The 21582-nt window shown below is 36.6% G+C and carries 20 protein-coding genes and 1 pseudogene; 10 read left to right on the forward strand and 11 right to left on the reverse strand.

Features of this window, described 5'->3' with window-relative positions:
• Positions 1 to 301 precede the first annotated feature (301 nt).
• Positions 302 to 547 carry a hypothetical protein gene (locus BN1066_RS07115; RefSeq protein ID WP_077318745.1) on the reverse strand — a complete coding sequence of 82 codons (246 nt, stop codon included), beginning with the start codon at positions 545 to 547 and terminating at the stop codon, positions 302 to 304.
• Positions 548 to 780: 233 nt separating this feature from the next.
• On the opposite strand from BN1066_RS07115, the gene BN1066_RS07120 reads away from it, so the two are divergent.
• Positions 781 to 1407 (forward strand): spore coat protein, encoded by a 627-nt coding sequence (locus BN1066_RS07120; RefSeq protein WP_077318746.1) that lies wholly within the window; start codon positions 781 to 783, stop codon positions 1405 to 1407.
• A gap of 392 nt (positions 1408 to 1799) precedes the next feature.
• Here the strand turns inward: BN1066_RS07120 and BN1066_RS07125 are convergent, their stop codons facing one another.
• Both BN1066_RS07125 and BN1066_RS07130 read right to left on the reverse strand, forming a co-directional pair.
• Positions 1800 to 2957 carry an MFS transporter gene (locus BN1066_RS07125; RefSeq protein WP_077318747.1) on the reverse strand — a complete coding sequence of 386 codons (1158 nt, stop codon included), beginning with the start codon at positions 2955 to 2957 and terminating at the stop codon, positions 1800 to 1802.
• A 638-nt stretch (positions 2958 to 3595) separates the two neighbouring features.
• Positions 3596 to 4927, reverse strand: a complete 1332-nt coding sequence (locus BN1066_RS07130; RefSeq protein WP_077318748.1) for a 6-phospho-alpha-glucosidase — start codon at positions 4925 to 4927, stop codon at positions 3596 to 3598.
• A gap of 476 nt (positions 4928 to 5403) precedes the next feature.
• Between BN1066_RS07130 and BN1066_RS07135 the strand changes: the two genes are divergently transcribed.
• The 4 genes and pseudogenes from BN1066_RS07135 to sdaAA all read left to right on the forward strand — a co-directional run bounded on the left by BN1066_RS07135 (position 5404) and on the right by sdaAA (position 8619).
• Positions 5404 to 6069 (forward strand): helix-turn-helix transcriptional regulator, encoded by a 666-nt coding sequence (locus BN1066_RS07135; protein ID WP_077318749.1) that lies wholly within the window; start codon positions 5404 to 5406, stop codon positions 6067 to 6069.
• 26 nt (positions 6070 to 6095) lie between these two features.
• Positions 6096 to 7032 (forward strand): annotated as a pseudogene (locus BN1066_RS21180) (PTS sugar transporter subunit IIC).
• Between the two features lie 32 nt (positions 7033 to 7064).
• The gene (gene sdaAB, locus BN1066_RS07145) at positions 7065 to 7727 is read left to right on the forward strand and encodes an L-serine ammonia-lyase, iron-sulfur-dependent subunit beta (protein WP_077318750.1); all 663 of its coding nucleotides are present in this window, start codon (positions 7065 to 7067) and stop codon (positions 7725 to 7727) included.
• Positions 7728 to 7752: 25 nt separating this feature from the next.
• Positions 7753 to 8619: an L-serine ammonia-lyase, iron-sulfur-dependent, subunit alpha gene (gene sdaAA / locus BN1066_RS07150; protein WP_077318751.1), complete on the forward strand. Its 867-nt coding sequence runs from the start codon at positions 7753 to 7755 to the stop codon at positions 8617 to 8619.
• A 654-nt stretch (positions 8620 to 9273) separates the two neighbouring features.
• Here sdaAA and BN1066_RS07155 read toward each other — a convergent pair.
• The 6 genes from BN1066_RS07155 to BN1066_RS07180 form a co-directional block, all read right to left on the reverse strand.
• On the reverse strand, positions 9274 to 9882 hold the full coding sequence (locus BN1066_RS07155; protein WP_077318752.1) for a hypothetical protein: 609 nt from the start codon (positions 9880 to 9882) through the stop codon (positions 9274 to 9276).
• 70 nt (positions 9883 to 9952) lie between these two features.
• Positions 9953 to 10267 (reverse strand): PTS sugar transporter subunit IIA, encoded by a 315-nt coding sequence (locus tag BN1066_RS07160; RefSeq protein ID WP_077318940.1) that lies wholly within the window; start codon positions 10265 to 10267, stop codon positions 9953 to 9955.
• Between the two features lie 4 nt (positions 10268 to 10271).
• Positions 10272 to 10577, reverse strand: coding sequence for a PTS sugar transporter subunit IIB (locus BN1066_RS07165; RefSeq protein ID WP_077318753.1), 306 nt, complete (start codon positions 10575 to 10577; stop codon positions 10272 to 10274).
• A 35-nt stretch (positions 10578 to 10612) separates the two neighbouring features.
• On the reverse strand, positions 10613 to 12565 hold the full coding sequence (locus tag BN1066_RS07170; RefSeq protein WP_077318754.1) for a BglG family transcription antiterminator: 1953 nt from the start codon (positions 12563 to 12565) through the stop codon (positions 10613 to 10615).
• A 134-nt stretch (positions 12566 to 12699) separates the two neighbouring features.
• Entirely contained in the window at positions 12700 to 13968 is a 1269-nt protein-coding gene (locus tag BN1066_RS07175) for a PTS sugar transporter subunit IIC (RefSeq protein WP_218668066.1), read from the reverse strand.
• A gap of 466 nt (positions 13969 to 14434) precedes the next feature.
• A complete protein-coding gene (locus tag BN1066_RS07180) occupies positions 14435 to 14974 on the reverse strand; it encodes a GbsR/MarR family transcriptional regulator (protein ID WP_077318755.1) in 540 nt (179 codons plus the stop codon).
• A 270-nt stretch (positions 14975 to 15244) separates the two neighbouring features.
• On the opposite strand from BN1066_RS07180, the gene BN1066_RS07185 reads away from it, so the two are divergent.
• The 5 genes from BN1066_RS07185 to BN1066_RS20155 all read left to right on the forward strand — a co-directional run bounded on the left by BN1066_RS07185 (position 15245) and on the right by BN1066_RS20155 (position 19142).
• Positions 15245 to 16369, forward strand: coding sequence for a betaine/proline/choline family ABC transporter ATP-binding protein (locus BN1066_RS07185; RefSeq protein WP_077318756.1), 1125 nt, complete (start codon positions 15245 to 15247; stop codon positions 16367 to 16369).
• Between the two features lie 106 nt (positions 16370 to 16475).
• On the forward strand, positions 16476 to 17129 hold the full coding sequence (locus tag BN1066_RS07190) for an ABC transporter permease (RefSeq protein WP_077318757.1): 654 nt from the start codon (positions 16476 to 16478) through the stop codon (positions 17127 to 17129).
• Between the two features lie 53 nt (positions 17130 to 17182).
• Positions 17183 to 18070: an osmoprotectant ABC transporter substrate-binding protein gene (locus BN1066_RS07195; RefSeq protein ID WP_077318942.1), complete on the forward strand. Its 888-nt coding sequence runs from the start codon at positions 17183 to 17185 to the stop codon at positions 18068 to 18070.
• Between the two features lie 17 nt (positions 18071 to 18087).
• Positions 18088 to 18726 (forward strand): ABC transporter permease, encoded by a 639-nt coding sequence (locus BN1066_RS07200; RefSeq protein WP_077318758.1) that lies wholly within the window; start codon positions 18088 to 18090, stop codon positions 18724 to 18726.
• A gap of 278 nt (positions 18727 to 19004) precedes the next feature.
• Positions 19005 to 19142, forward strand: a complete 138-nt coding sequence (locus tag BN1066_RS20155) for a hypothetical protein (RefSeq protein WP_179104312.1) — start codon at positions 19005 to 19007, stop codon at positions 19140 to 19142.
• Positions 19143 to 19846: 704 nt separating this feature from the next.
• On the opposite strand, the gene BN1066_RS07205 is transcribed toward BN1066_RS20155, so the two are convergent.
• Both BN1066_RS07205 and BN1066_RS07210 read right to left on the reverse strand, forming a co-directional pair.
• A complete protein-coding gene (locus BN1066_RS07205; RefSeq protein WP_077318759.1) occupies positions 19847 to 20032 on the reverse strand; it encodes a hypothetical protein in 186 nt (61 codons plus the stop codon).
• Positions 20033 to 20147: 115 nt separating this feature from the next.
• Positions 20148 to 20822 (reverse strand): class A sortase, encoded by a 675-nt coding sequence (locus tag BN1066_RS07210; protein ID WP_077318760.1) that lies wholly within the window; start codon positions 20820 to 20822, stop codon positions 20148 to 20150.
• Positions 20823 to 21582 lie beyond the last annotated feature (760 nt).

A 21582-nucleotide genomic window follows, 5' to 3' on the forward strand; every position in this document is an offset into this window, starting at 1 on the left:
CCGCTTGCTGTAAACAGACAAGCTGAAAGTAGTCTTTAACCATTCCCCGTTCGGCTAAAATGGTCAGTGCATCTTGATCCTCAACGAAGTCAAAATGGTAATCCCAGCAAATAATGCTACTACCATCGTAGAGAAGCCTCCAATGACAAAAACCTCAGTAAAAATACCAGTAACATAGCGGAGAACAAAGAAGGCAAGTGCGGTAAGTGGACTCTCATCTAGCATTTATGTTGTGCCATGAACAAGTGCTAGTACAAGTCCAATGGAAACAAATAAATGCTGGTAAATACAAGTAGTATTTTTATTCTGCCTGAACGTAGAGCCTTTTGTGATCTTTTAGGCAATTTCCGAGAAGCCCCATAACTTCAACCCCGCCAAAAGCATAAAATGCATAAATCAGTGATTCCCAAAACCCTGCTGCTCCTTTTGAAAAGAAACCTTTATCTTTTTCTAGTGACGTTACTACCTCTGCACCATTCATCCAATCTTTTATTATTAAGAAACCAGCTACCAAGATAAACATGCAGATCGCAGCTGTTTTCATCACTCCAAGAAACCCTTCTATTTTTCCAAATCCGTTCACTCCTGTTAATATTAGTTAGATACAAATGAAATGATAGCATGACAAATCGTATCCTTTCTTTGTCAATTTTCTTACCCTCTCCAGGGTAACTGGATTTATGAGGAAAGAGTCTCATGAAAAAGTTTGTCCTTTCGCACATAAAAATTATTGAACTGGAAAATATAGAGAATGAATATTAAAACTAGGAGGAATCCATTATGCAACAGATGAATCAACCAGGAAATCAGAAACAGCCTGAGAATATGCCCCAACAGCAAGGAATGCCTCATATCGGAGGACACGAAGTATTTGATGCACACGAAGTCATTTCAGGTGTTATTAGCATGCTTGACCACTATCAATTGTATGAGCAGCATATTCAAGACCCAGAATTAATGGACATTTTAAAGCGACAAACAGCTTTTGTTACCCAGACTTACAATACAATTGTTGAAACGTTCAAAACAGGAAAAGACCCTTCGGTACCGACCCAAACTTATAAAATGCAGCAAGACAATGACGCCATTTTTGGAATGAAACCTGGTCAGCCAAAAAAGCCTAATACTTCTGTGAACGAAATCTCGGACCAAGGAATTTCAAGTTATATGTTAGGACACGCAAAATCGCTATCTCCTCTCATGGCGATGGCAGCTACAGAAATGACAAATCCTGTACTGCGCCGTGTTGTTGCCGATAGTGTTCCCAACTTTATTGAAATGAGCTATGAAATTTTCCTTTATCAGAATAAGCATGGGTATTATCAGGTTGCACAACTAAACCAACAGGATATGCAGCAAATGCTAAATAGCTATACTACTGTTCAACAAGGTAATCAATTGCATTAAACAAAACAAAATCGATTCCGAAAATTAACTACATTTTTTGAGTAATTTAAACATTATAGGATTCTGTAGATGTTCTATCTGCAGAATCTTATTTAAATGAAGGATAGGCTTCAGTTAGTAGAAAAAATGATCGCGTTCTTAAAGTTCTTATTAGAGAGTGCTTGATTAATAAAGAAGTTTTTGAATCCGTCATTAATCACATGACGATGCCTGCCCTAAAGTTTCACTTTATCGTATAAGAAAAACGATGGCTATCGCTAAGGGCTTGGCGATAAGCCAAGCTTTTCCAAACACAAACAAACCGAACAATTATAAATGAATTGTTCGGTTTGTGCTATTTAGTATTTGCTTATGTCCCAGCCCTTTTTAGATGTACGCTATAGCATCTTATTTTAGCTAGTAATACTTCTCTTTCTTACCTTCGACATCGAGAGCATAATCGTGACTAGTGAAAGGCTTATCAATATTCCTCCAACCATAGCATTTTTCTCAACGGAAGCCTGTTCAATAACAATTCCACCAATAAGAGAACCAAATGCGATACCAAAATGCAGTGCAGAATTATTTAAGCTTTGTTGAATATCCGCTGTCTCAGGCGCAGACTCAATCAAATAACTTTGTAAAGCTGGAGTAATTGCCCAGCTCATCATTCCCCAAATAATCATCACTATAATAAATAAGGCTAAAACCGAAGTCGTATATGGAAGCGTAAAAATGGATAAAGAGAAAATAATCAGCGTTGTGATCATTGTTCTTTTAGATCCAAACCGATCCGATAATGTTCCTCCGACACCACCACCGCTTACAGCAGCAATACCGAAGATAAAATAAAAGACGCTTAACCAGCTTCCACTAATACCCATCGTCATTTTGACAAATGGGGTGAAATAAGCATATAAAATCGTATGTCCAGCCATAAATAAAAAGGTTGTACCATGCGCTAAAAAGATCTTACTTTCTTTTAAGGAGTTGATTTGCTCCTTTAAGGATACTTGCGGTTTAGGCGGAACCTTGTCCATCAATAAATAAACTCCAAGCATGGATAAAATCGTTAAAAATACAATGAATAGAAAAGGAGCCCTCCAGCCAAACGCATTACCCAGTACTAGACCAATCGGCACTCCTAAGACAATCGACCCGCTAATCCCCATCGAAACAAAACCAATGGCACGACCACGGTGCTTTTCACTTCCTATATTTGCAGCGATGGTTAAGCATAATATAATCAGCAATGAACCACTTGCTGCTGAAAGCATTCGTCCGATAAATAGCACACTGTAAACAGGGCTAAAGGCAACAAGTAAATTACTAAGCGAAAAAATGAATAAGAAAATAAGGGTTAGACGTTTCCGCTCTATTTTCGCTGTAGCAATCATTAAAAGGGGAGCGGTAATCGCAAATACTAAAGAAAAGACAGTGATTAATAGTCCAGCCTTCCCTAAGCTGACATGCAGATCTTCCGCAACTAAATCCAATATTCCTCCAATAATTAATTCAACCATTCCTACTACAAAAGATACAATTGTTAATAAATATACACGTTTGTCCATCCTATGACGCCTTTCTAATAATATCTCGTAATACACTGCACGTTAACGCCTTGTTGTCTAAAGAAAAACCAGCTAACGCTAATCCTTTGGTACTTATAATGCTATGTTGGCCTCGCCTATACGCAAAAAATATCTTTTTATAATGCCGAATCAACTTCTATTAAACGTAAACATATAATCGCGCTGTGATCCACTTAGCCATTATCAAAAAACTCGTGAAGGGGACGATAATGGGAAAGCGAATCAAGCGCGACTCGTGTTTAGAAAGCAAAATCGTTTCGCTCCGTTAGGTCGATACCTTGTTCTTAACGACAACGATTTCTCCATTTTTTATTATAACAGATAGGTCAATATAAAAAGCCAGTGTTATCGTCAATATATTACGATCATACCATATGAATTCACGAATAAAGTGAAACTTCATTTCTTGGAATGCCTTTCACAAGAAATGTTAGCACCACAAGGGTATGACCTAAAGGCCTCTGAACGAATCGGGCATTTAGATGCCGTTAACTACCACATATTCCCTATTGTATCAACTCAAGGTCTTGAAGGGGGAGGCTTACGGCATCTTACATGCGGGATAAAGGTGGTTCAGCATTTGCCGCATCATTTTACCAAGCTGTTGTCATATACGATTAATGAAGCTCTGGCCAATACTCTTTATTCACCTCAATGAAGTCATCTAGTAACTGTTTTGCAACTGTAGCACTTGGAACCGTTTGCGATAATGTAAGTGCCTGCCATAGTTTTTGATACGAATGTTCTATCCATGCTTCTACCACTAGCTTCTCCACAGCTACCTGCTGTTCCATTAAACCCTTTTGGAAAGTTGGTATTTCACCAATCGCTAATGGTTCATAACCATCTTTTCCTACAATACATGGTATTTCTACCATTGCATCATCTGGGAAGTTTTTAATAGCTCCTTTATTTTCTACAATAATAAGCATTTTCTCTTTCGTATTGAAGGCTAATGCGGTAGCTAAATCAACAATAAATTCTGCGTGAATTCCGATTTCCAGTGTTGTACCTTGGGAATGACCATTTTTTTCAATCTCCGCACACGCTTCAAATACTTCTTTTTCACGCCCATCAATGACTTCATTAGCTCGTGTGTAATTTGGATCTGTATGTTCTACGACATAGTCTGGATATAAATAGTATTTTAAATACGTGTTTGGAATAGTAGTAGGCTCGACTTCCACTAAGTGCTTAGCAAATAGGTTTGTCTCAAACCAACTGTCTTTATTAGCTGTTGCCATACCTTTTTCTCCATTGATAAAGCCATATGTTTTCATATGCTCGATTAATTCAGGTAGTAATTCATTTCCTGCTTTATCTTTGATTGATGTATACCAGCCAAAGTGGTTTAATCCGTAATATCTAATATCTAAATCTTTCCGAGAAGGAACACCAACGATATCAGCAATGCTATGCTCCATACCAATTGGCATATCACAAATATTTATCACTCGAGAATTAGGGCGTAATCTACGTGTCGCTTCCGCTACGATCGAAGCTGGGTTTGAATAGTTTAACATCCAACAATGAGGTGAATATTTTTCCATATAATCAATGTTTTCCAGCACCCCACCGATTGAACGCATACCATAAGCAATTCCACCCGGTCCACACGTTTCTTGTCCTACGCAACCATGCTTCAATGGAAGTTTTTCATCTAATTCCCGCATCGGTAATTTTCCAACACGTATATGTGCTAAACAAAAATCAACATCGGTATATGCTTCTTCAGGATCTGTCGTTGCTACATAATCAATGCTTGGATCTTTTTCTTTGATCAATATCTCACATGCTTTCGCAACTTTATTTTGCCTTTCTTCATCATTATCATAAAGCTTAATCTTTCTTAATGGCAAACGATCCAAATTGTCTAACAACATTAGAATTATTTCCGGAGTATAGGTGCTCCCACCGCCTGCAATAACTACTGATAGTTTCTTCTTCATAAAACATCCTCACCTTCATAAAAGTAATATTGATGTACTTTAGATGAAAAGGAAGTTCATTTAAATTAATAAATTATTGTCCTAGACTTAAAGTACCAGTACATGCCTGCAGTTTAAGTGTACCACTCTCGTTTCTAAGCACACAATTATACTTTTTCCGCATCATGAGGAAAAGTGGCAACGAAATTTTAAAGTTTCATCTCCTGAATTTATAACTTATATAATCCTTCATCAAAATTATACCTGTCTTTAGGTCTAGTGGCCCTCTTTTTGAAGACACAATGAGATGCAATTTTTACTATTACTTTGTGTTGCAAGATTTATTATTCATTTATTTCCGTGCAACATCTCTGTTTACAAAAATATGAGTTTTACAAAATTTTTTTAACACCTAAAATATTATTTGAAATCTATTTATTTTATGTTATGCTAGATTTGCAGATTAATGGAAGCGGATACAAAGGCAGGTATTAACCATGGGAGATAAAAATAACGTTATATTCGACTTAGCCATTCGAACAGCAGATATGATTGTAAAAATGTTTGGGGATCGTTGTGAAGTGGCTGTACATGACTTCACTGATTTACAGCATTCGTTAATTCATCTTGCAGGTAATGTCACAGGTAGGAAAATTGGTTCACCAATTACGGATCTCGTTTTAAATGAATTAACTAAAAAGCAAGAAGATGTACAAGATATTCCCAGTTATAAAACGCAATCCAAGCAAGGGAAAGTACTGAAATCCTCTACCGTTTTTTTAAGAGATGACAAGGAAAAAATTATTGGGGCACTTTGTATGAACTATGATATTAGTCTGTTCATACAATTTGGTGGAGAAATTGAACAATTTATTAATTTTCAACAAGAAAAACAAGCAACGGAAACATTTTTTAATTCGGTACATGATGTTATTCACGAAATGGTAGATCGAGTTATTCTCGATCACAAAAAAGCACCAGTAGAAATGTCAATTGACGAAAAAGTAGACTGTGTACGGATTTTAGATGAAAAAGGGGTTTTCTTAATAAAAGGAGCAACAGAGTATGTAGCTCAGAGACTAGGTGTATCAAAGTTTACTATTTATAATTACCTTCATAAGGTACGCTCGTTAAACGAATACCAAGTTGAAGTAGAAAAATAGTAATAGCGCAAAATACACATAAAGACATTTTAAAAAGGACGATACTATTCATCTTGTTTTAGCTTTATTTCATTGTTTAGCTACAAAGCACCAAGAGGAATGAAGCAATGGGTGCATTAACTATGCTGCAATTGCACCTTTTTAGTAGAAGCGTATAGCGTTATGTAGGCGGCAATTTATTACATGTTGAATTTTGAGGAGAGGTTGGTGATGCTACTGGAAGTATGGGAGGTGTAGCAGGTGCTGTACTCGATGCCTTAGCCATGGGTGTATCGCCAGTTTATGCATTAATCGTTGGTGTTTCTTCAGCCAAACTGAGATTACTTCCAGGCTTTATTGCTGGGTACCTAATATCATTTATTGTAAAACAAATTGAAGCCAAGGTTCCTGATCGACTGGATTTAATTGTTTCCATTTGTGTAGCCCGACCACTAACACGACTAATCGCTGTATTTTGCCGATCCAATCGTTGATGCCACATTACTGATATTAGCGGTATGATACCCGAAGCAACCAATACCAGCCCCATTACCTCATGGAAATCATCTTAGGAGGCGTTATCACCGTTGTTGCAACAGCTCTGTTAAGCTTGATGGCATTGCCTGCTATGCTTGGCTTAACAGGTGTCCCAATGGCAATAGGCGCACTAGCTGTGTTCGATTCTTCATTTATAAACTATGTCTTTTTTATCGTATAAAATTTGGTGACCGAAAAACGACGATCACTGTTGCTATCGAACCGTTATCACAAGTAGATATCATCTTACTGGCTTTGCAGTTATGTATGGATTTAATATGAATCAAAGGTGTAACTATTATGGCGCTTCGTTGCGCAGCATGCAGTGCGCTTTGGGGATATATTGGCTCTAAAACTTTAAAATCCGATGGGTGCATGAATTGGCGGAAATTAACGGATAATGGTATAAAAAAGTTATTCATAAATGATTTACAAAGAATCGTTTAACATAATAGTATAAACAATAGGTGGTGATTGGTATGAAATATAATTCTGTTTTTGATATTATCGGTCCAGTAATGATTGGTCCTTCTAGCTCTCATACTGCTGGCGCAGCAAGAATTGGGAAAGCTGCTCGCAACTTATTGGGCGAAGAACCAACATGGGCTAAAATTCACTTATATGAATCTTTTGCCAAAACCTATAAAGGTCATGGTACTGATTTCGCATTAGTAGGTGGGTTGCTTGGCTTTGAAACGGATGACCCACGAATGAGTAAAGCATTAGACATTGCAAAAGAACGCAATTTTGATATAGAGTTTATTGAAGACACAGCTGCAGTTAATCATCCGAATACCGTGCGCTTAATCATAGGAAGTGATACGAATCAAATCGAATTAGTAGGTATCTCCATCGGTGGTGGAAAAGTTGAAATTACCGAGCTAAACGGTTTTGTGCTTCGCTTATCAGGTAACCATCCGGCTCTGTTAGTTATGCATAATGACAGATTTGGGGCAATTGCTTCGGTCACTAGCATATTAGCAAAACACGAAATCAATATTGGACATATGGAAGTAAATCGGAAAGATGTTGGTGATGAGGCGTTAATGGTAATTGAAGTGGACCAAAATATAAAGGAAACGGTTATGCATGAACTACAAAAAGCAGCGCATATTACCAATATTTGCACGATCGTTAGTTAAAATTTTAAGAGAAAGGGGTTAATCTATGTTTCGGACAGTAGCAGAACTTGTAGAGTTGGCAGAAAAAGAAAACATACCCATTTCGGAAGTAATGATTCGACAAGAAATGGACGTGAAAGAAAAAACTCGTGAAGAAGTTATGGCAGAAATGGAAAAAAATTTAGAGGTGATGGAAAAAGCGGTTGAGGACGGCTTAAAAGGGGTTAAGTCAGTAACCGGCTTAACTGGCGGAGATGCTGTATTAATTCAAAACTACATGAAAGAAAAAACACCTTTATCTGGCCATCTACTGTTGGATGCGGTAAGTAAAGCAATGGGAACAAACGAAGTCAACGCAGCAATGGGGATTATTTGTGCAACTCCAACTGCAGGAAGCGCCGGTTGCGTCCCAGGGACATTATTTGCTGTAAAAAACCAATTAAACCCAACTCGTGAACAGATGGTACGATATTTATTTACCGCTGGGGCGTTCGGATTTGTTGTCGCCAATAATGCCTTTATCTCCGGAGCAGCCGGGGGATGCCAAGCAGAAGTAGGTTCCGCGGGTGCGATGGCTTCGGCTGCTATTGTTGAAATGGCTGGGGGAACTCCGCAGCAATCAGCAGAAGCATTTGCCATTACATTAAAAAACATGCTCGGACTTGTTTGTGATCCGGTGGCTGGACTTGTAGAGGTTCCCTGCGTAAAGCGAAATGCAGCAGGTTCATCACTCGCCATTGTTTCTGCAGATATGGCGCTAGCTGGTGTCACCAGTCGCATTCCTTGCGATGAAGTTATTGGTGCTATGTATCGAATTGGCAAAACGATGCCTTCTGCTTTACGGGAAACAGGAGAAGGCGGACTGGCTGATACACCAACGGGGCGTTGGTTACAACAGAAAATCTTTGGCTAATGAGCATGGTGGAGCAATAAATATTTTTGCTTCACCATCTTGGTTTATCTTCCACTTTTGTAAAAATGTTAATTCCGGTTTTCCCTTTTGTTTTTCCTAAAGTGAAACGAAGTACAAACGAGATAACCAATGATTCCTTGGCAATTACCATTTATTATGCTTTCCAGTCACAGAACCTGCTATAAACTGTATAATGGTAACAAAAGCTAGAAGCTCTCGGTTAGTAGCGTAAAAACGACAGAACTTCTGACAAGCTAAAGTGAACCTTCATTTATTGGAATGTTTTTTCCAGAAATAGTAGTGCCGCAAAATATGACCTAAAGCCCACTGAACCAATCAGGCATTAGGGGCCGTTTCTCTACTTATTATCTATAACTCTTGAATGGGGAGTCTTACGGCACCTTACATACGGGATAAGGAAAACATGCCTCTAAAACAGGGTAAACGACGCTAGAGCGACAAGCCCTCTTTTAGTCGGCTTCCTTTAGATTCGAGCGATGATGACTTATCGTAGGAAGAGTTTGCTAGTCACTCAAGCGCTTAAGCTAGACAACGAAGCTACTTTTCAAAAAAGATATCCACAATAAAATAGTTTTACAGTTCCCTAAATAGTAAAGAGGCTAAATCTCTAAGAGATTTAGCCTTGTCTTATGATTAATATTGATCTGGACTGTAAACAAAAGCGTTTGGCACAACATTATTCGGATCATACGTTTCTAATATCTTTCCGTAGCGTTCTCTGTAATTATTTTCAACTTCTAATTGAGGAATTACCTTTGTTGCTTCTTCAAAGAAATGCTTAGAACCTCTACCCATTTCCTTTCCTCGTTTTGTATGTTTATCAAGTGCTACATCCATGATTTCCGGTTTTTTACCCATGGCAAAACCTTTAATAATAATATTTTTTAAATAATCACTAGATCTATCTTTCGTGCTTTCACATAAAATACGAATGGCATGAATGAAATACATTGGCTGATCGCCATCATTATACGGAAAATTCTTTCTCATTTCATTTAAATTTTGAACATGTAAAGCAGCATCTAAATTACCAAAGCCGATATCTTCAACTGAAATGGTTAATAATCTTCTCCACAGTCTGTCTAATAATTGTGGTGAACTAATATACAATTCATATGCATATCCACAAGCTTCCTCCACCATTGCTCTACGAATTGCTTTCTGCAATGAAGAAACAATCTCATCCGTTGCAAAGTTATTTCTTGTTTTTGTTTCCGCCCAAATATTATAAGCTTGACTCATAGTAACGTCTCTCCTTGTTCATTTTCTGTTTGTAATATTGAATATCTAAAAAACTCCATAGATTAAAAGTTTAATTAGCTTGATATACTTCTATTAATTCTTGTACTAAAATCTTTATCGTTTCTGCACTCATCAGTTGATCCTCTGCATGAACTAACAGTAAGCTTACTTGGGGTTCTAACTTTTGCATTTCATCTGTTAAAACAGATGAATGAATATGGTGTGCTTCAGAATAAACATCAGAACCCTCTTGTAGCTTTTTCATAGCCGCTTCTCGATTCCCTTTTTTAGCATCGTCCAAAGCCATTAAATAGTTAGATTTTGCAAGTCCTGCACAAGTAATAATTTTCATTGCTACTTCGGATAAATTCTCCACCATGGACATATTGTTAAGCTTTCCTTTCATCGTGTAGTTTGTGAGCTTGCTGTAATGCCTCTTCTCCATTAGCCATTGCATAGGTTCTAGGCTCCACAGCAGCTACAGGAATTTGTAATGTCTCTTGAATGGAATCTACAGCGTAAATAATCTGTGGGCCAACTAGACATACATCCCACTTTCCTTTTTCCTCTCCTAAACCATTATTCGATCTTGCTTCTATAACTACATCCTCATTTTTAATCGCAGCAGCCTTTTTCATTTTATCCACTAAGATAGAGCTTGACATTCCTGCATTACAAACTAATAAAATTCTCATTTCATTCACTCCTTCTTATTGATTAAACATTTCATTCAATCTAATAGATGTTTGTCAAAAAAAGATTTGGTTAAGCTAATAATCTTATCCAGAAACTCCTTCTTATCCTTCGCCTCCAGCAAGCTGGAGATAGAATCATTATCCAAGGCTAACTGCTGAATAAAATGAAACAATGTGCTAACATCATCATCCATTTTATTTTCAATAGCTAACAGAAAAACAATTTTTATTTTTTCTCCATTATGGATGAGTGGCTTTTTTAGTAAAGCCACATTGACCGTCGTTTTTTTCGCAAATGAAGTTAATGGATGTGGAATCATAAAATATTTGCCTAATGTAGTTGGATAATTTTCCTCTCGTTGAATCACATCCTTTACATATCCATCCACATCATCGATGCGGTTATGCTGTTTAAACTTCTGTGCCATCTTTCCAATTAATTCTGGGAATTCAAAAGCCTTGTCATATATTTCAACAAACTCATCACTAAACATTCTTAAAATCAACTTTTCATATCGATTGCTGTTTTTTATTTTATGGATGGTGTTAGCAAGGGAGAAATAATCACTTCGTTCCGGTATTCTCTCGATAACATGACATGGTATTTGTTCGTCTATATTTAAAATGTTTGTGGCAATGATTAAGTCTACATCATTATTTTCTAAATACTTCTCAAGAGCAATCAACGGCAGGCACGCTGTAACTTCAATATGATTGATAAAATTACTCGCAAGCCAATTTTGGATAATATGATTAATTCCCATACTTGTATCACTAATCACAACTGTTTTTAACCGAATATTATTTTTTCTTAAAAAAATCTCAATATAGATGGCGATATAAGATATTTCATCATCTACTAAATACTTCTTTTGATATCGATACACGATATGAACAATCAACATCGCCACTTCATAAGCAAATGGATAGCGCTTCTTAATATCTCCTATAATCGGATTGGATAACTCATAGTTTGTATCTAACCGACGCAGCATATATTCGATATGAACCTTTAAATTCTCTATCGTTTCTACACTTTCCTTTAAATCGATACTATATTTATCCATTACTTCTCGGCTAAAATCATTCAATATGGTTAAGGCAGTAACACTGATATTTTCATCAACAGACATCGTACTTGTAGGTATTTTAAGTGACCAAAAGAAACGATTTAAACCGGTTTTGTCATGCTCTTTAATATCGATTCCTGATTCGATTAATTCGTTAAGTAAAGAGCTTATATTCCCATTGAAAAATGATTTTGTCTCCGTCTTTATCGTAAAGCCAAATCTATTCCTAATAACAACAATATAAATCGCAACAACAATCATTTCGAAAGATTTATCATCGACGATAAGCTTTTGCGCAGCTAATTGATTTTTTATTTTTATTTTCAATAAATCAAGTTCTTTATAATCAAAATTTCCATTTACTAGTAGCTGTAAATCCTGCAAATAATCTTGTTTATCTGATAAGACCAGCTCTTTTAGCATTTTAAATAACACATATCTTATTTCATCTTCTGACGCTTTAACACGGATCGTATTCTGGTGGAATCGAATAGGTGTAACATTATATTTATCATTTAACATTTGTTTGAGTTTACTTATATCTTTAAAAATAGTTTGCTCTGACACGTATAAACGATCTGCCAAATCATAGCAATCCTGATGTCCTTTAAATAATACTTCTCCTAATATTGCATAGAGGCGATCATCATTATTTTGGTGCAATAGGGTTTGTTTTTTTACCATTGGGTCAATGAATGCCTTTAAGCTCTCTATATATTCCGGGTTAAGATAATAACCCTTTTTATTAGATGAATGAATACTAAAGCCTTCTTCACTTAATGCTTTATTAATTGAGGCGATATCATTTCTTACGGTTCTTGTAGAAACATTCAACTTATCAGCTAATTTAGCTCCAAATACTCCCGTGTTATTTTTAAGAATTAGCTCAATTATTTCTTTTTGGCGTTCCGTAAACATAGATATCACCTACTCTCTTTAGAAAATATACTGGCTTTAAGACATCTCCAAAATATTAGCACGAATCACTAGTTCGGCAATATCTCTATTAGTGGAAATTTACTTCGTACGTCCCCTTACTTAATACATATAACTTAAGCTGTTTTTTCCTTTTCTTTTTTCAACTCATTGCTTTCCATGGCTTTAAAGAATGGAAAATAAATCAATGTCATTATGATTAAGCTGACAAAAACGAAGACCACAGCTTTCCAATCTAATGTCATTAAAAATGCTCCCACTCCAGGTGGCAAAAATCCTGGCGGGTTGGCAATTGGCATGCCAATAAGACCAGTAGTCATTGCAAAATACGTTAGTATGGTTATAAGTAACGGTCCGAATACAAAAGGAATGAACATAAATGGGTTTAATATGATTGGTGCACCAAATATGAGTGGTTCATTAATTCCAAATAGTGAAGGTATAATAGAAACCTTACCAATCGCATTTAAGTTCTTTGCTCTTGATCGCATCATTAATAACACTAAACCAAGCGTTAACCCCGATCCTGTTACTTGTAATATGTTATAGTATAACCCAAACGTAAAGATGTGAGTTACTTCGGCGCCAGCGCTATAAGCGGCAATATTTTCCGCTTGATATGTTATTGCAAATGGTGCCCAGACTGCTGAAGTAATTGCCGGTCCGTGTAAACCGAAAAACCATAAAAACTGAGTTAAAAAGATAACAATTAATAATGATGGTAAACTATCCATCGAACTAATAGCTGGCGCTAAAACGTTCATAATTACTTGTGGAAAAGCCACATCTCCTAGTTTTGTTGAAATAATGGCTATCGCCGTTGCAATAATAATGTTTACAACCATTGGAAATAAGTTACTAAAGCTATCCCCAACCATTTGTGGCACACTAGATGGAAGTCTGACAACCATTTTCTTATTAATCATAAATCGGGTTATTTCTACGGTTAAGATGGCAGAGATAATACTTACAAATAGCCCCTGAGCTCCTAAATAAGTTATATCTAAGCCAGACTCTGTAATTACCCCACTTAAAATCACATGAGTAATAATTGCTGTAATACCATATTGGGATGATTTTAACCCATATTTCTTAGCTAAAGAATTGGCAATAAAAAACGCTGCATAAATGGATAATAATCCATTCGTAAACTTATCTGGATAGGTTAGAATTTCAATATTATTTGCAAAAAAATCATGGATAGGACCACTTGGAAACACATTCATAAATGCTATTGGCAAAATAAAAAACGATCCTATAATGATAATTGGTATAATTGCAATCATTCCGTCTTTGATTGCTTGTAGGTGCTTCTGCTGTTCAACTTTATTTGCGATTGGCATCAGCCATTTCATTAAAGTTTCTTGAACTTTTGAGCTTTTCATGGCGACCTCCTATTGTGAAGTTTTTTACTTGTTTGCTACAGCTTAACTATATATGAAAACGGTTTTGGCCAGCAAATAAACATTTTCCTCCCTAGTAGGAAAAGCTTTTTTCTGCTCTGGTTATTTATTTCCAATAAGCAAGTAAGTATACTTTCTCTAGCTTCAGATAACATGGCTTTTGAAGGGCAATATGTGGTTGAATAAAAGTATAGAGAACCAAAGCAACAACACATTCACTAGATTATTCTGGATTAGACTTTTTGAGCATCTCCAACAAATGCCATTTACTAATAAAACGATAGTAGCCATACTTCATTTTTACTATGTGTCATTTGTTAGGCACCTTAGAAACCACTCTACCCTGATATTTATACAGCAAAAAACGGATCTGCTATAAACAGATCCGCTTCAAAAGGGGATTACGTTTTTCCTATGGTATATTCACTTTACCATCAATTAAAGAGGCTTAATCCTGCCCCTTTGGTACATACTTAAAAATTTCACCGGACTCAAAAAATTCTATTAAACGGCTAATCCAATTATAATAGTCTAGTGATTTTTTGATTTCCTCTAATAATATATTTATCTGGGCTTCTACTTCCTTACTCGGGAGTGCCTCTTCTTGCAGTTTCACTAATTGTCTGCGCAGATTGTGCTCTTGTAATCTGCTTTTACTAATGGTTTTACGCCAATTAGCAGAAAACAAAGTGATAAATGTTTGATAATAGTCATTATCTACTTTAATTAAATCTTTGCGTACACCTTTGACAAAAACTTTTTCAGCGATATTTAGTTCTATCATCTCACGAACCACTTGACTCATCCGCATTTTACTCATTCCCATTGCTTCAGACAATTGTTCGAGCGTCATTGGCTCCTTCCGCATGCAAATAATCCCAAATACCCTGCCAACCGTTTTAGAGACTCCAAAAGTATGCACATTATCGGCTATTTTTTCAATCATTTCATTTTCTAACATTTCCATTTGGTCTGCAAGCTTTTCCATACCTATTTACCCCTTGAATTGTACTATTGTAAAAGCTAATATACCATAATTTTTTCAAAAACAAAAAAGCCAAATGTTGACTATTTTATAGCAAAATAAAGCAATTATACGAATAATCGAGTATAAAATGTGTAAAATATATTTTTTATACATTTTACAAAGATTATGAAGGGCTTTGCTGGTTTTGTTTTAATTTGCATTCTTCTATAATTACTTTAGGTCTATAAGGCGGTGAAAAGATCAAGAAAAATATGAAGGGGGTGCTTTGTTTTGCTTAAATTTGATCATGTTTCAAAAGTGTATGAAGGCGGAACAAAAGCAGTCGACAATATCAATCTGGAAATAGACAGCGGTGAATTCATCGTATTTATCGGGCCAAGCGGTTGTGGTAAAACAACAACGATGAAGATGATTAACCGATTAATTGAAACAACAGAAGGTACTATTTATATAAACGGTAAAAATATTAACGAACAAGATGAAGTAGAGTTAAGAAGGTCCATTGGCTACGTTATTCAGCAAATCGGTTTGTTCCCTCATATGACAATCGCAGAAAATATTTCTCTCGTACCAAAACTACTTCATTGGCCTGAGGATAAACGTCGTGCACGTGCAGAGGAATTATTACAATTAGTCAATATGCGTACAGAATATTTAGATCGTTATCCGAATGAATTAAGTGGCGGTCAACAACAACGGATTGGTGTATTACGAGCACTTGCTGCTGATCCTCCACTTATTTTAATGGACGAGCCTTTTGGTGCATTGGATCCTATTACACGAGATGGGTTGCAGGATGAATTTAAAAAGCTGCAACAATCGCTTGGCAAAACAATCGTTTTTGTTACCCATGATATGGATGAAGCAATCAAGCTTGCAGATCGGATTGTGATTATGCGTCAAGGAAAAATTGTCCAGGTTGGCACACCAGAAGAAATATTAAGTAACCCAGCGGATGAGTTTGTAGAGGAATTTATTGGAAAACATCGTCTCATTGAATCTAGACCAAATTTACAAACTGTCGCACAAATTATGAACGAACATCCAATTACCATTGACGAGAAAAACACTATTTCTGAAGCTATCAAGATCATGAAAAACCACAAAGTAGATTCCTTGTTAGTAGTGGATACCGCTAATGTTTTAAAAGGTATGATTGATATTGAAATGATTGAACAAAACAGACGAAAACAAGGGAATATAAAACAAATTATGCAAACGGATATTTATAAAGTAGACCAACATGCCTTGCTACGTGATTCCGTTCACAAAATTTTGCGTAACGGCTTTCGCTATGTTCCTGTCGTAGATGAACAAAACAAGCTTACTGGAATTGTGACACGGGCAAGCTTAGCTAATATTGTATATGATTCTATTTGGGGAAATGACGAGTAATAAAGAACATCATCTCACACACCCTTTAACATGAATAAGGAAAATGCTTCAGTGAACAGGCTGGACCATTTTTAGGAATGTACCACAAAACGAAGGAAGTGATTACGTGGAGACATTACAAACATTTTTCGCTGATTATGGGGATCAATTATTATTTAAAGCTTGGGAACACCTTTACATTTCCATTATCTCCATATCTTTAGGTATCCTAGTAGCCGTTCCACTCGGTATTACGTTAACCCGTATCCCTAAAGTTGCCGATAAAATAATGTCCTTAGTCGGCATCATTCAAACATTCCCTACCTTAGCGATACTGGCTTTTTTTATTCCACTTTTAGGAATTGGAAAGGTTCCCGCCATTACCGCTCTATTTTTCTACTCGCTCCTCCCCATTTTACGTAATACCTATATAGGAGTCTACAACCTGAATGATAGTATATTAGAAGCAGGTCTTGGTATGGGAATGACTGGTTGGGAACGCATCCGCATGGTAGAAATACCATTGGCAATGCCGGTTATTATGGCAGGTATACGATTATCAACCGTTTATTTAATCGGTTGGGCTACGCTTGCATCATATATCGGTGCAGGCGGATTAGGAGATTTTATTTTTGACGGACTAAATTTATTTAAAACGGAATTTATCCTAGCAGGAGCCATCCCAACTACGTTACTCGCATTAATCATTGATTATTTACTAGGTCGTTTAGAGGAACGATTGACTCCTAAAGGAATTCGAAATTCATCAGAGGCTGCTTAGAAAGGAGGATACGTACATTGGTTAAACAAGGGAAGAAACGAATCATTATTACAATGATGATCTTGGCATTACTCCTTTTAAATGGATGTTCCTTACCCGGACTTAGTGGTTCATCAACAGACACTATAAAAATTGGTGCACTTAATACGTCAGAATCAATGACGGTAGCATATATAATTAAACAATTAATTGAGCATAAGACAGATTACAAAGCCGAAATTATCGGAAATATGGGCTCGTCCATTGTGCAGCATCAGGCACTTGAACAGGGAGAAGTAGACATTACAGGAACCAGGTATACTGGAACAGACTTACCGGGTACCTTGCAAATGGAGCTTGTTACCGATACAGATGAAGCATTAAAAATTGTCCAGCGTGAATTTCAAAAACGATTTGATCAAACATGGTTTGACCCATATGGATTTGAAAACTCCTATACATTCACCGTTACTAGTGAGTTGGCAAAAGAAAAGAACTTAAAAAAGGTTTCTGATATTGAACCTTATGCAACTGACTTACGATTAGGGGTAGATAATGCTTGGCTTAATCGTGAAGGGGACGGCTATCAAGGCTTTATTAAAACATATGGCTTTGAATTCGGAAAAACGTATCCGATGCAAATTGGCCTTGTTTATCAAGCTGTAGCCAGCGGCGAAATGGATGTTGTTTTAGCCTATACAACGGATGGCCGAATTGAAGAATTTAATCTCGTAAACTTAGAAGATGATAAGAATTTTTTCCCGCCGTATGATGCTTCTCCAGTTGCGCGAAATGATCTATTGAAAAGCCACCCAGAAGTCCGTAAAGTTCTTGAATCGTTAGCTGGAAAAATTGATGAAGACACGATGAGATATATGAACTACGAAGCAGATGTGAAAATGAAAGAACCATATGTAGTCGCCAAGGAATTTCTTGAAAAAAACAATTACTTTGAAGATTAAGGAGAGAAGGTGATTTCTTGCAAACATTAACCGAGTTATGGAACTATTACGCACAAAACTACTCCTATGTATGGGAAGAGTTCTACCGGCACTTTCTAATGTCTGCCTACGGTGTTTTGTTTGCCGCCATTGCTGCTATTCCTGTTGGCATTTTCATCGCCAGACATGCGAAATTAAGCAAGTGGGTATTTTCTTTTACGAATATTATCCAAACAATTCCTGCTTTAGCTATGCTGGCAGTCCTCATGCTTGTCTTGGGACTGGGACCAAACACAGTGGTTGCTTCGTTATTTTTATATTCGCTTTTGCCAATTGTTCGTAATACGTATACTGGAATCCGTAATGTCGATCAAGCATTGATTGAGTCGGGGCGTGGCATGGGCATGACTAAATTTCAATTACTGCGCATGGTGGAATTACCACTTGCATTGTCTGTTATCATGGCTGGATTAAGAACAGCTTTAGTCATTAGTATCAGTATTGCAACGATTGGTGCTTTTATTGGTGGTGGCGGTTTAGGTAATATTATCATCCGTGGAACGAACGTATCTGACGGCACCGCAATTATCCTGGCAGGTGCCATCCCAACTGCATTAATGGCGGTTATTGCTGACTTAGGTATGGGTTGGTTAGAAAAACGGCTCACGCCGAGGTAGAATGAATTTTCCATTAGTAGGACTTTCTATCATCTCCCACTGATGGTTAGCACCACAAGGGTACCACCTATTGGACGAATCGGACATTTAGATGCCGTTATCTCCACTTAGACTTTTTTGTTCTCCTCAGGCTCCCTTAAATGGCAGTCTGAGAGGACCAGCTTACATGTGAAATAAAAGAAACTGTAGCCGTTTATAGCATAAAAAGCCCAAGATCAATCATGGGCTTTTTATATTTTATGTGCTATCCAATATAACAATCCACGAGGAAGACTATTATGACAAGCATTTTGTTAGAAAAAAATGTTCCTTGTACGATGCGAGATGGAACTACTTTATATGCAGACATCTATCGCCCAAACCAAGCAGGAGCTTTTGCCGTTCCTTTGGGTGTTTCAAATAGTGTTCTATTTTAATTAGATGATTCACCATTGTACCTCCTTTGGTAGCTCATCGTACAAGCCCTTAGATTACTCCTTGATAGATAAATCCTACTTATAGCACTAACACCTCTTTCACTTTTTTCTTACGATTTTTGCTTTCATATACTTTAGTTTTAATTTACAAACAATTGATAAAAAAGATAGACAAAACCATTCTGGGATGAGTCACAAACTACACCTAAGCTATTCACCCCGAACCAACAGTTGAAGTTGAGGTAGACAAAACTAAAGAGGGGTACATCAACTAATAATAGTACCCAACCAAAAACGAGCACATGATCAGGAATAGAGGATTTAGGAGACGATATATTTGCATGATATTTGGCGGAAAAATAATTTTGTTAAAAATGTAGAGCCGCTAAATTCCTTATCAGTTAAAGAAAAGGAAATTGCTCTGTTAAGAATTTGCAGAAATTAAAATAACGTATTTACCGAAAGATTTTTTAGAAAAAATTGGCTTGTCGCCAGTCTTTAGCGAAGGCTGTAGTTTTTCTTATACTATAAACCCTAAAATTTTATACTTTCCTATAGCGGAACAAAGGGAGTTGCAATTATACAAGGGTGTTAGGGATACAGCGAAAGTGAAATTGCTTACTACTAATATTTTTCATTATTATAGCTTTAAGATCGAGAGATTATAAAAGGTACTTGAAATAATTTTTCAAGTGCCTTTTTAATTAATCCATATTTCCGTAATCACGATAATTATATTTCTCCTTTAACAACTCTAGTCCTATTTCAAGTAAGTCTTTTGCTGTTCTATTAGTATAAGCCGCTAATTTCTTATACTCATGATGAACATAAGGATCTACTGCTAAACTCTTGTTCTTACCACCTTTACTTATCTGTTTTTCATTAATCATTAACTGACTTTCTCCTTTCAAGGTATTCGCCTATCAACAATTGATTATTATGTCATATAATATATCGGATATTTTATATGCATTATCAAGACATTACTTTCTATTTTTGAGTCATTTATTTTTTGTTTGAATTAGAGATGAAATCATCCGAATATTGAAAACTACCTATCAGGTCTCCTTTTACAGCCACTCGATTAAAAGGTTCGCTAGGAATATCGCATGTAAGTAAAGTTATTTCGTCTTTTCCTCTTTCTGCAACTACTTCCGTTTCATCCTCTTTTATTATTTCAGACGAATTCACCTTATATTCATATACTGTATCTTTATCTGTTACATATACCACATCACCAATATTTAGGCGTGGTATATCATGAAATAGCAAACCCCTCTTACGCATACGGTGTCCTGCGATAGCGTAATTACCTTTTCCTAATGTATTATAATCTTTCATTTCAGCTGCACCATGTAACAGACTTTCGTTGTTGACAGCACCATATATCGGTAACTGTAGATTCGTACTAGGAATGTATAAGAAAGCTACTGGGTTACCTTCATAATCAAGACTTTTTAAAACGTCTAATTCACTTGGTAAATCATGAACAGGCTCCGTTTTTTCATTATTGTTTTTACGATTATTATAAAGGTCAGCTTGCTTTAAATCATTCGTAATTCTGTTCATTGTTTTGTCTATCTTACCGTCAATTATAGCATTTTTTATAGCAGGACTAAAAAGGAAGATTATACCAACAGTAAGTAATATACTCACTAAGATTTTTTTCCACTTGCTCATTACTTTTCCCTCATTTCTTTTTTATTTTATACTTTCCTTTCTAAACATACCCACTACCTCTCACAGATTAAGTTTCCATTTGTCGGCTGGTTCTTTGGCAAAAGACACCTATGAGGAAAACTTCCCATTATTTACGGATAGTCGTCAACTTATCCCCGCCTCTGTAGTTCACTATTCGTTTGAGTCTACTTATCCGCCTACAGTCCTCTCGGTTTCCTGCATCTCCTTCAGACAACACCTCATGATGATGACCTAGATTAGGCTTCTTGGGTTGTACCAGCACTCCCAAGGAAGGACTTTCACCTTCAAGATATGAATCTTCTGGGACTCGGGAGTCGTTTTTACCTAGGTAACGTTCTCCAACTTTTAACAATTCATTTGTGTAACAAAGCTACACAAGGTACGACTGCCGTCAACGTAAGAGAGGCTGGGACATAAGCAAATACGAAATAGCAAAAACCGAACAATTCATTTATAATTGTTCGGTTTGTTTTTGTTAAAAAAATTCCTACCCTCGCTACGTCAACATATTTCGCTTTCCGCGGGCACGGCCTAAAGCTTCCTCGGAAAGCAAAGATCGCTTTCCTGTGGGATCTCTAGCTCGATCTATTCCCAGGAGGAGTCTACATATGTTGACTACGCTAAAAACTTGCGTATACATTAGAAAAGCTTGGCTTATCGCCAAATCCCTAGCGAAAGCCGTAGTTTTTCTTATACGATAAAGTGAAACTTCATTCAGTAGGAGTTTTCTTCCCTCTCC

Source organism: Virgibacillus proomii (assembly GCF_900162615.1).
In the GTDB taxonomy this organism is placed as follows: domain Bacteria; phylum Bacillota; class Bacilli; order Bacillales; family Amphibacillaceae; genus Virgibacillus; species Virgibacillus proomii.

Excerpts from the sequence above, each read along its gene's own strand:
- sdaAB (WP_077318750.1), top strand. The coding sequence starts at position 7,065 with ATGAAATATAATTCTGTTTTTGATATTATCGGTCCAGTAATGATTGGT.
- BN1066_RS07210 (WP_077318760.1), bottom strand. The coding sequence starts at position 20,822 with ATGAGCAAGTGGAAAAAAATCTTAGTGAGTATATTACTTACTGTTGGT.
- BN1066_RS07120 (WP_077318746.1), top strand. The coding sequence starts at position 781 with ATGCAACAGATGAATCAACCAGGAAATCAGAAACAGCCTGAGAATATG.
- BN1066_RS07135 (WP_077318749.1), top strand. The coding sequence starts at position 5,404 with ATGGGAGATAAAAATAACGTTATATTCGACTTAGCCATTCGAACAGCA.
- BN1066_RS07165 (WP_077318753.1), bottom strand. The coding sequence starts at position 10,577 with ATGAGAATTTTATTAGTTTGTAATGCAGGAATGTCAAGCTCTATCTTA.
- BN1066_RS07160 (WP_077318940.1), bottom strand. The coding sequence starts at position 10,267 with ATGTCCATGGTGGAGAATTTATCCGAAGTAGCAATGAAAATTATTACT.
- BN1066_RS07205 (WP_077318759.1), bottom strand. The coding sequence starts at position 20,032 with ATGATTAATGAAAAACAGATAAGTAAAGGTGGTAAGAACAAGAGTTTA.
- BN1066_RS07180 (WP_077318755.1), bottom strand. The coding sequence starts at position 14,974 with ATGGAAAAGCTTGCAGACCAAATGGAAATGTTAGAAAATGAAATGATT.
- BN1066_RS07125 (WP_077318747.1), bottom strand. The coding sequence starts at position 2,957 with ATGGACAAACGTGTATATTTATTAACAATTGTATCTTTTGTAGTAGGA.
- BN1066_RS07130 (WP_077318748.1), bottom strand. The coding sequence starts at position 4,927 with ATGAAGAAGAAACTATCAGTAGTTATTGCAGGCGGTGGGAGCACCTAT.
- BN1066_RS07170 (WP_077318754.1), bottom strand. The coding sequence starts at position 12,565 with ATGTTTACGGAACGCCAAAAAGAAATAATTGAGCTAATTCTTAAAAAT.
- BN1066_RS07175 (WP_218668066.1), bottom strand. The coding sequence starts at position 13,968 with ATGAAAAGCTCAAAAGTTCAAGAAACTTTAATGAAATGGCTGATGCCA.
- BN1066_RS20155 (WP_179104312.1), top strand. The coding sequence starts at position 19,005 with ATGACAAGCATTTTGTTAGAAAAAAATGTTCCTTGTACGATGCGAGAT.
- BN1066_RS07155 (WP_077318752.1), bottom strand. The coding sequence starts at position 9,882 with ATGAGTCAAGCTTATAATATTTGGGCGGAAACAAAAACAAGAAATAAC.
- BN1066_RS07195 (WP_077318942.1), top strand. The coding sequence starts at position 17,183 with ATGATGATCTTGGCATTACTCCTTTTAAATGGATGTTCCTTACCCGGA.
- sdaAA (WP_077318751.1), top strand. The coding sequence starts at position 7,753 with ATGTTTCGGACAGTAGCAGAACTTGTAGAGTTGGCAGAAAAAGAAAAC.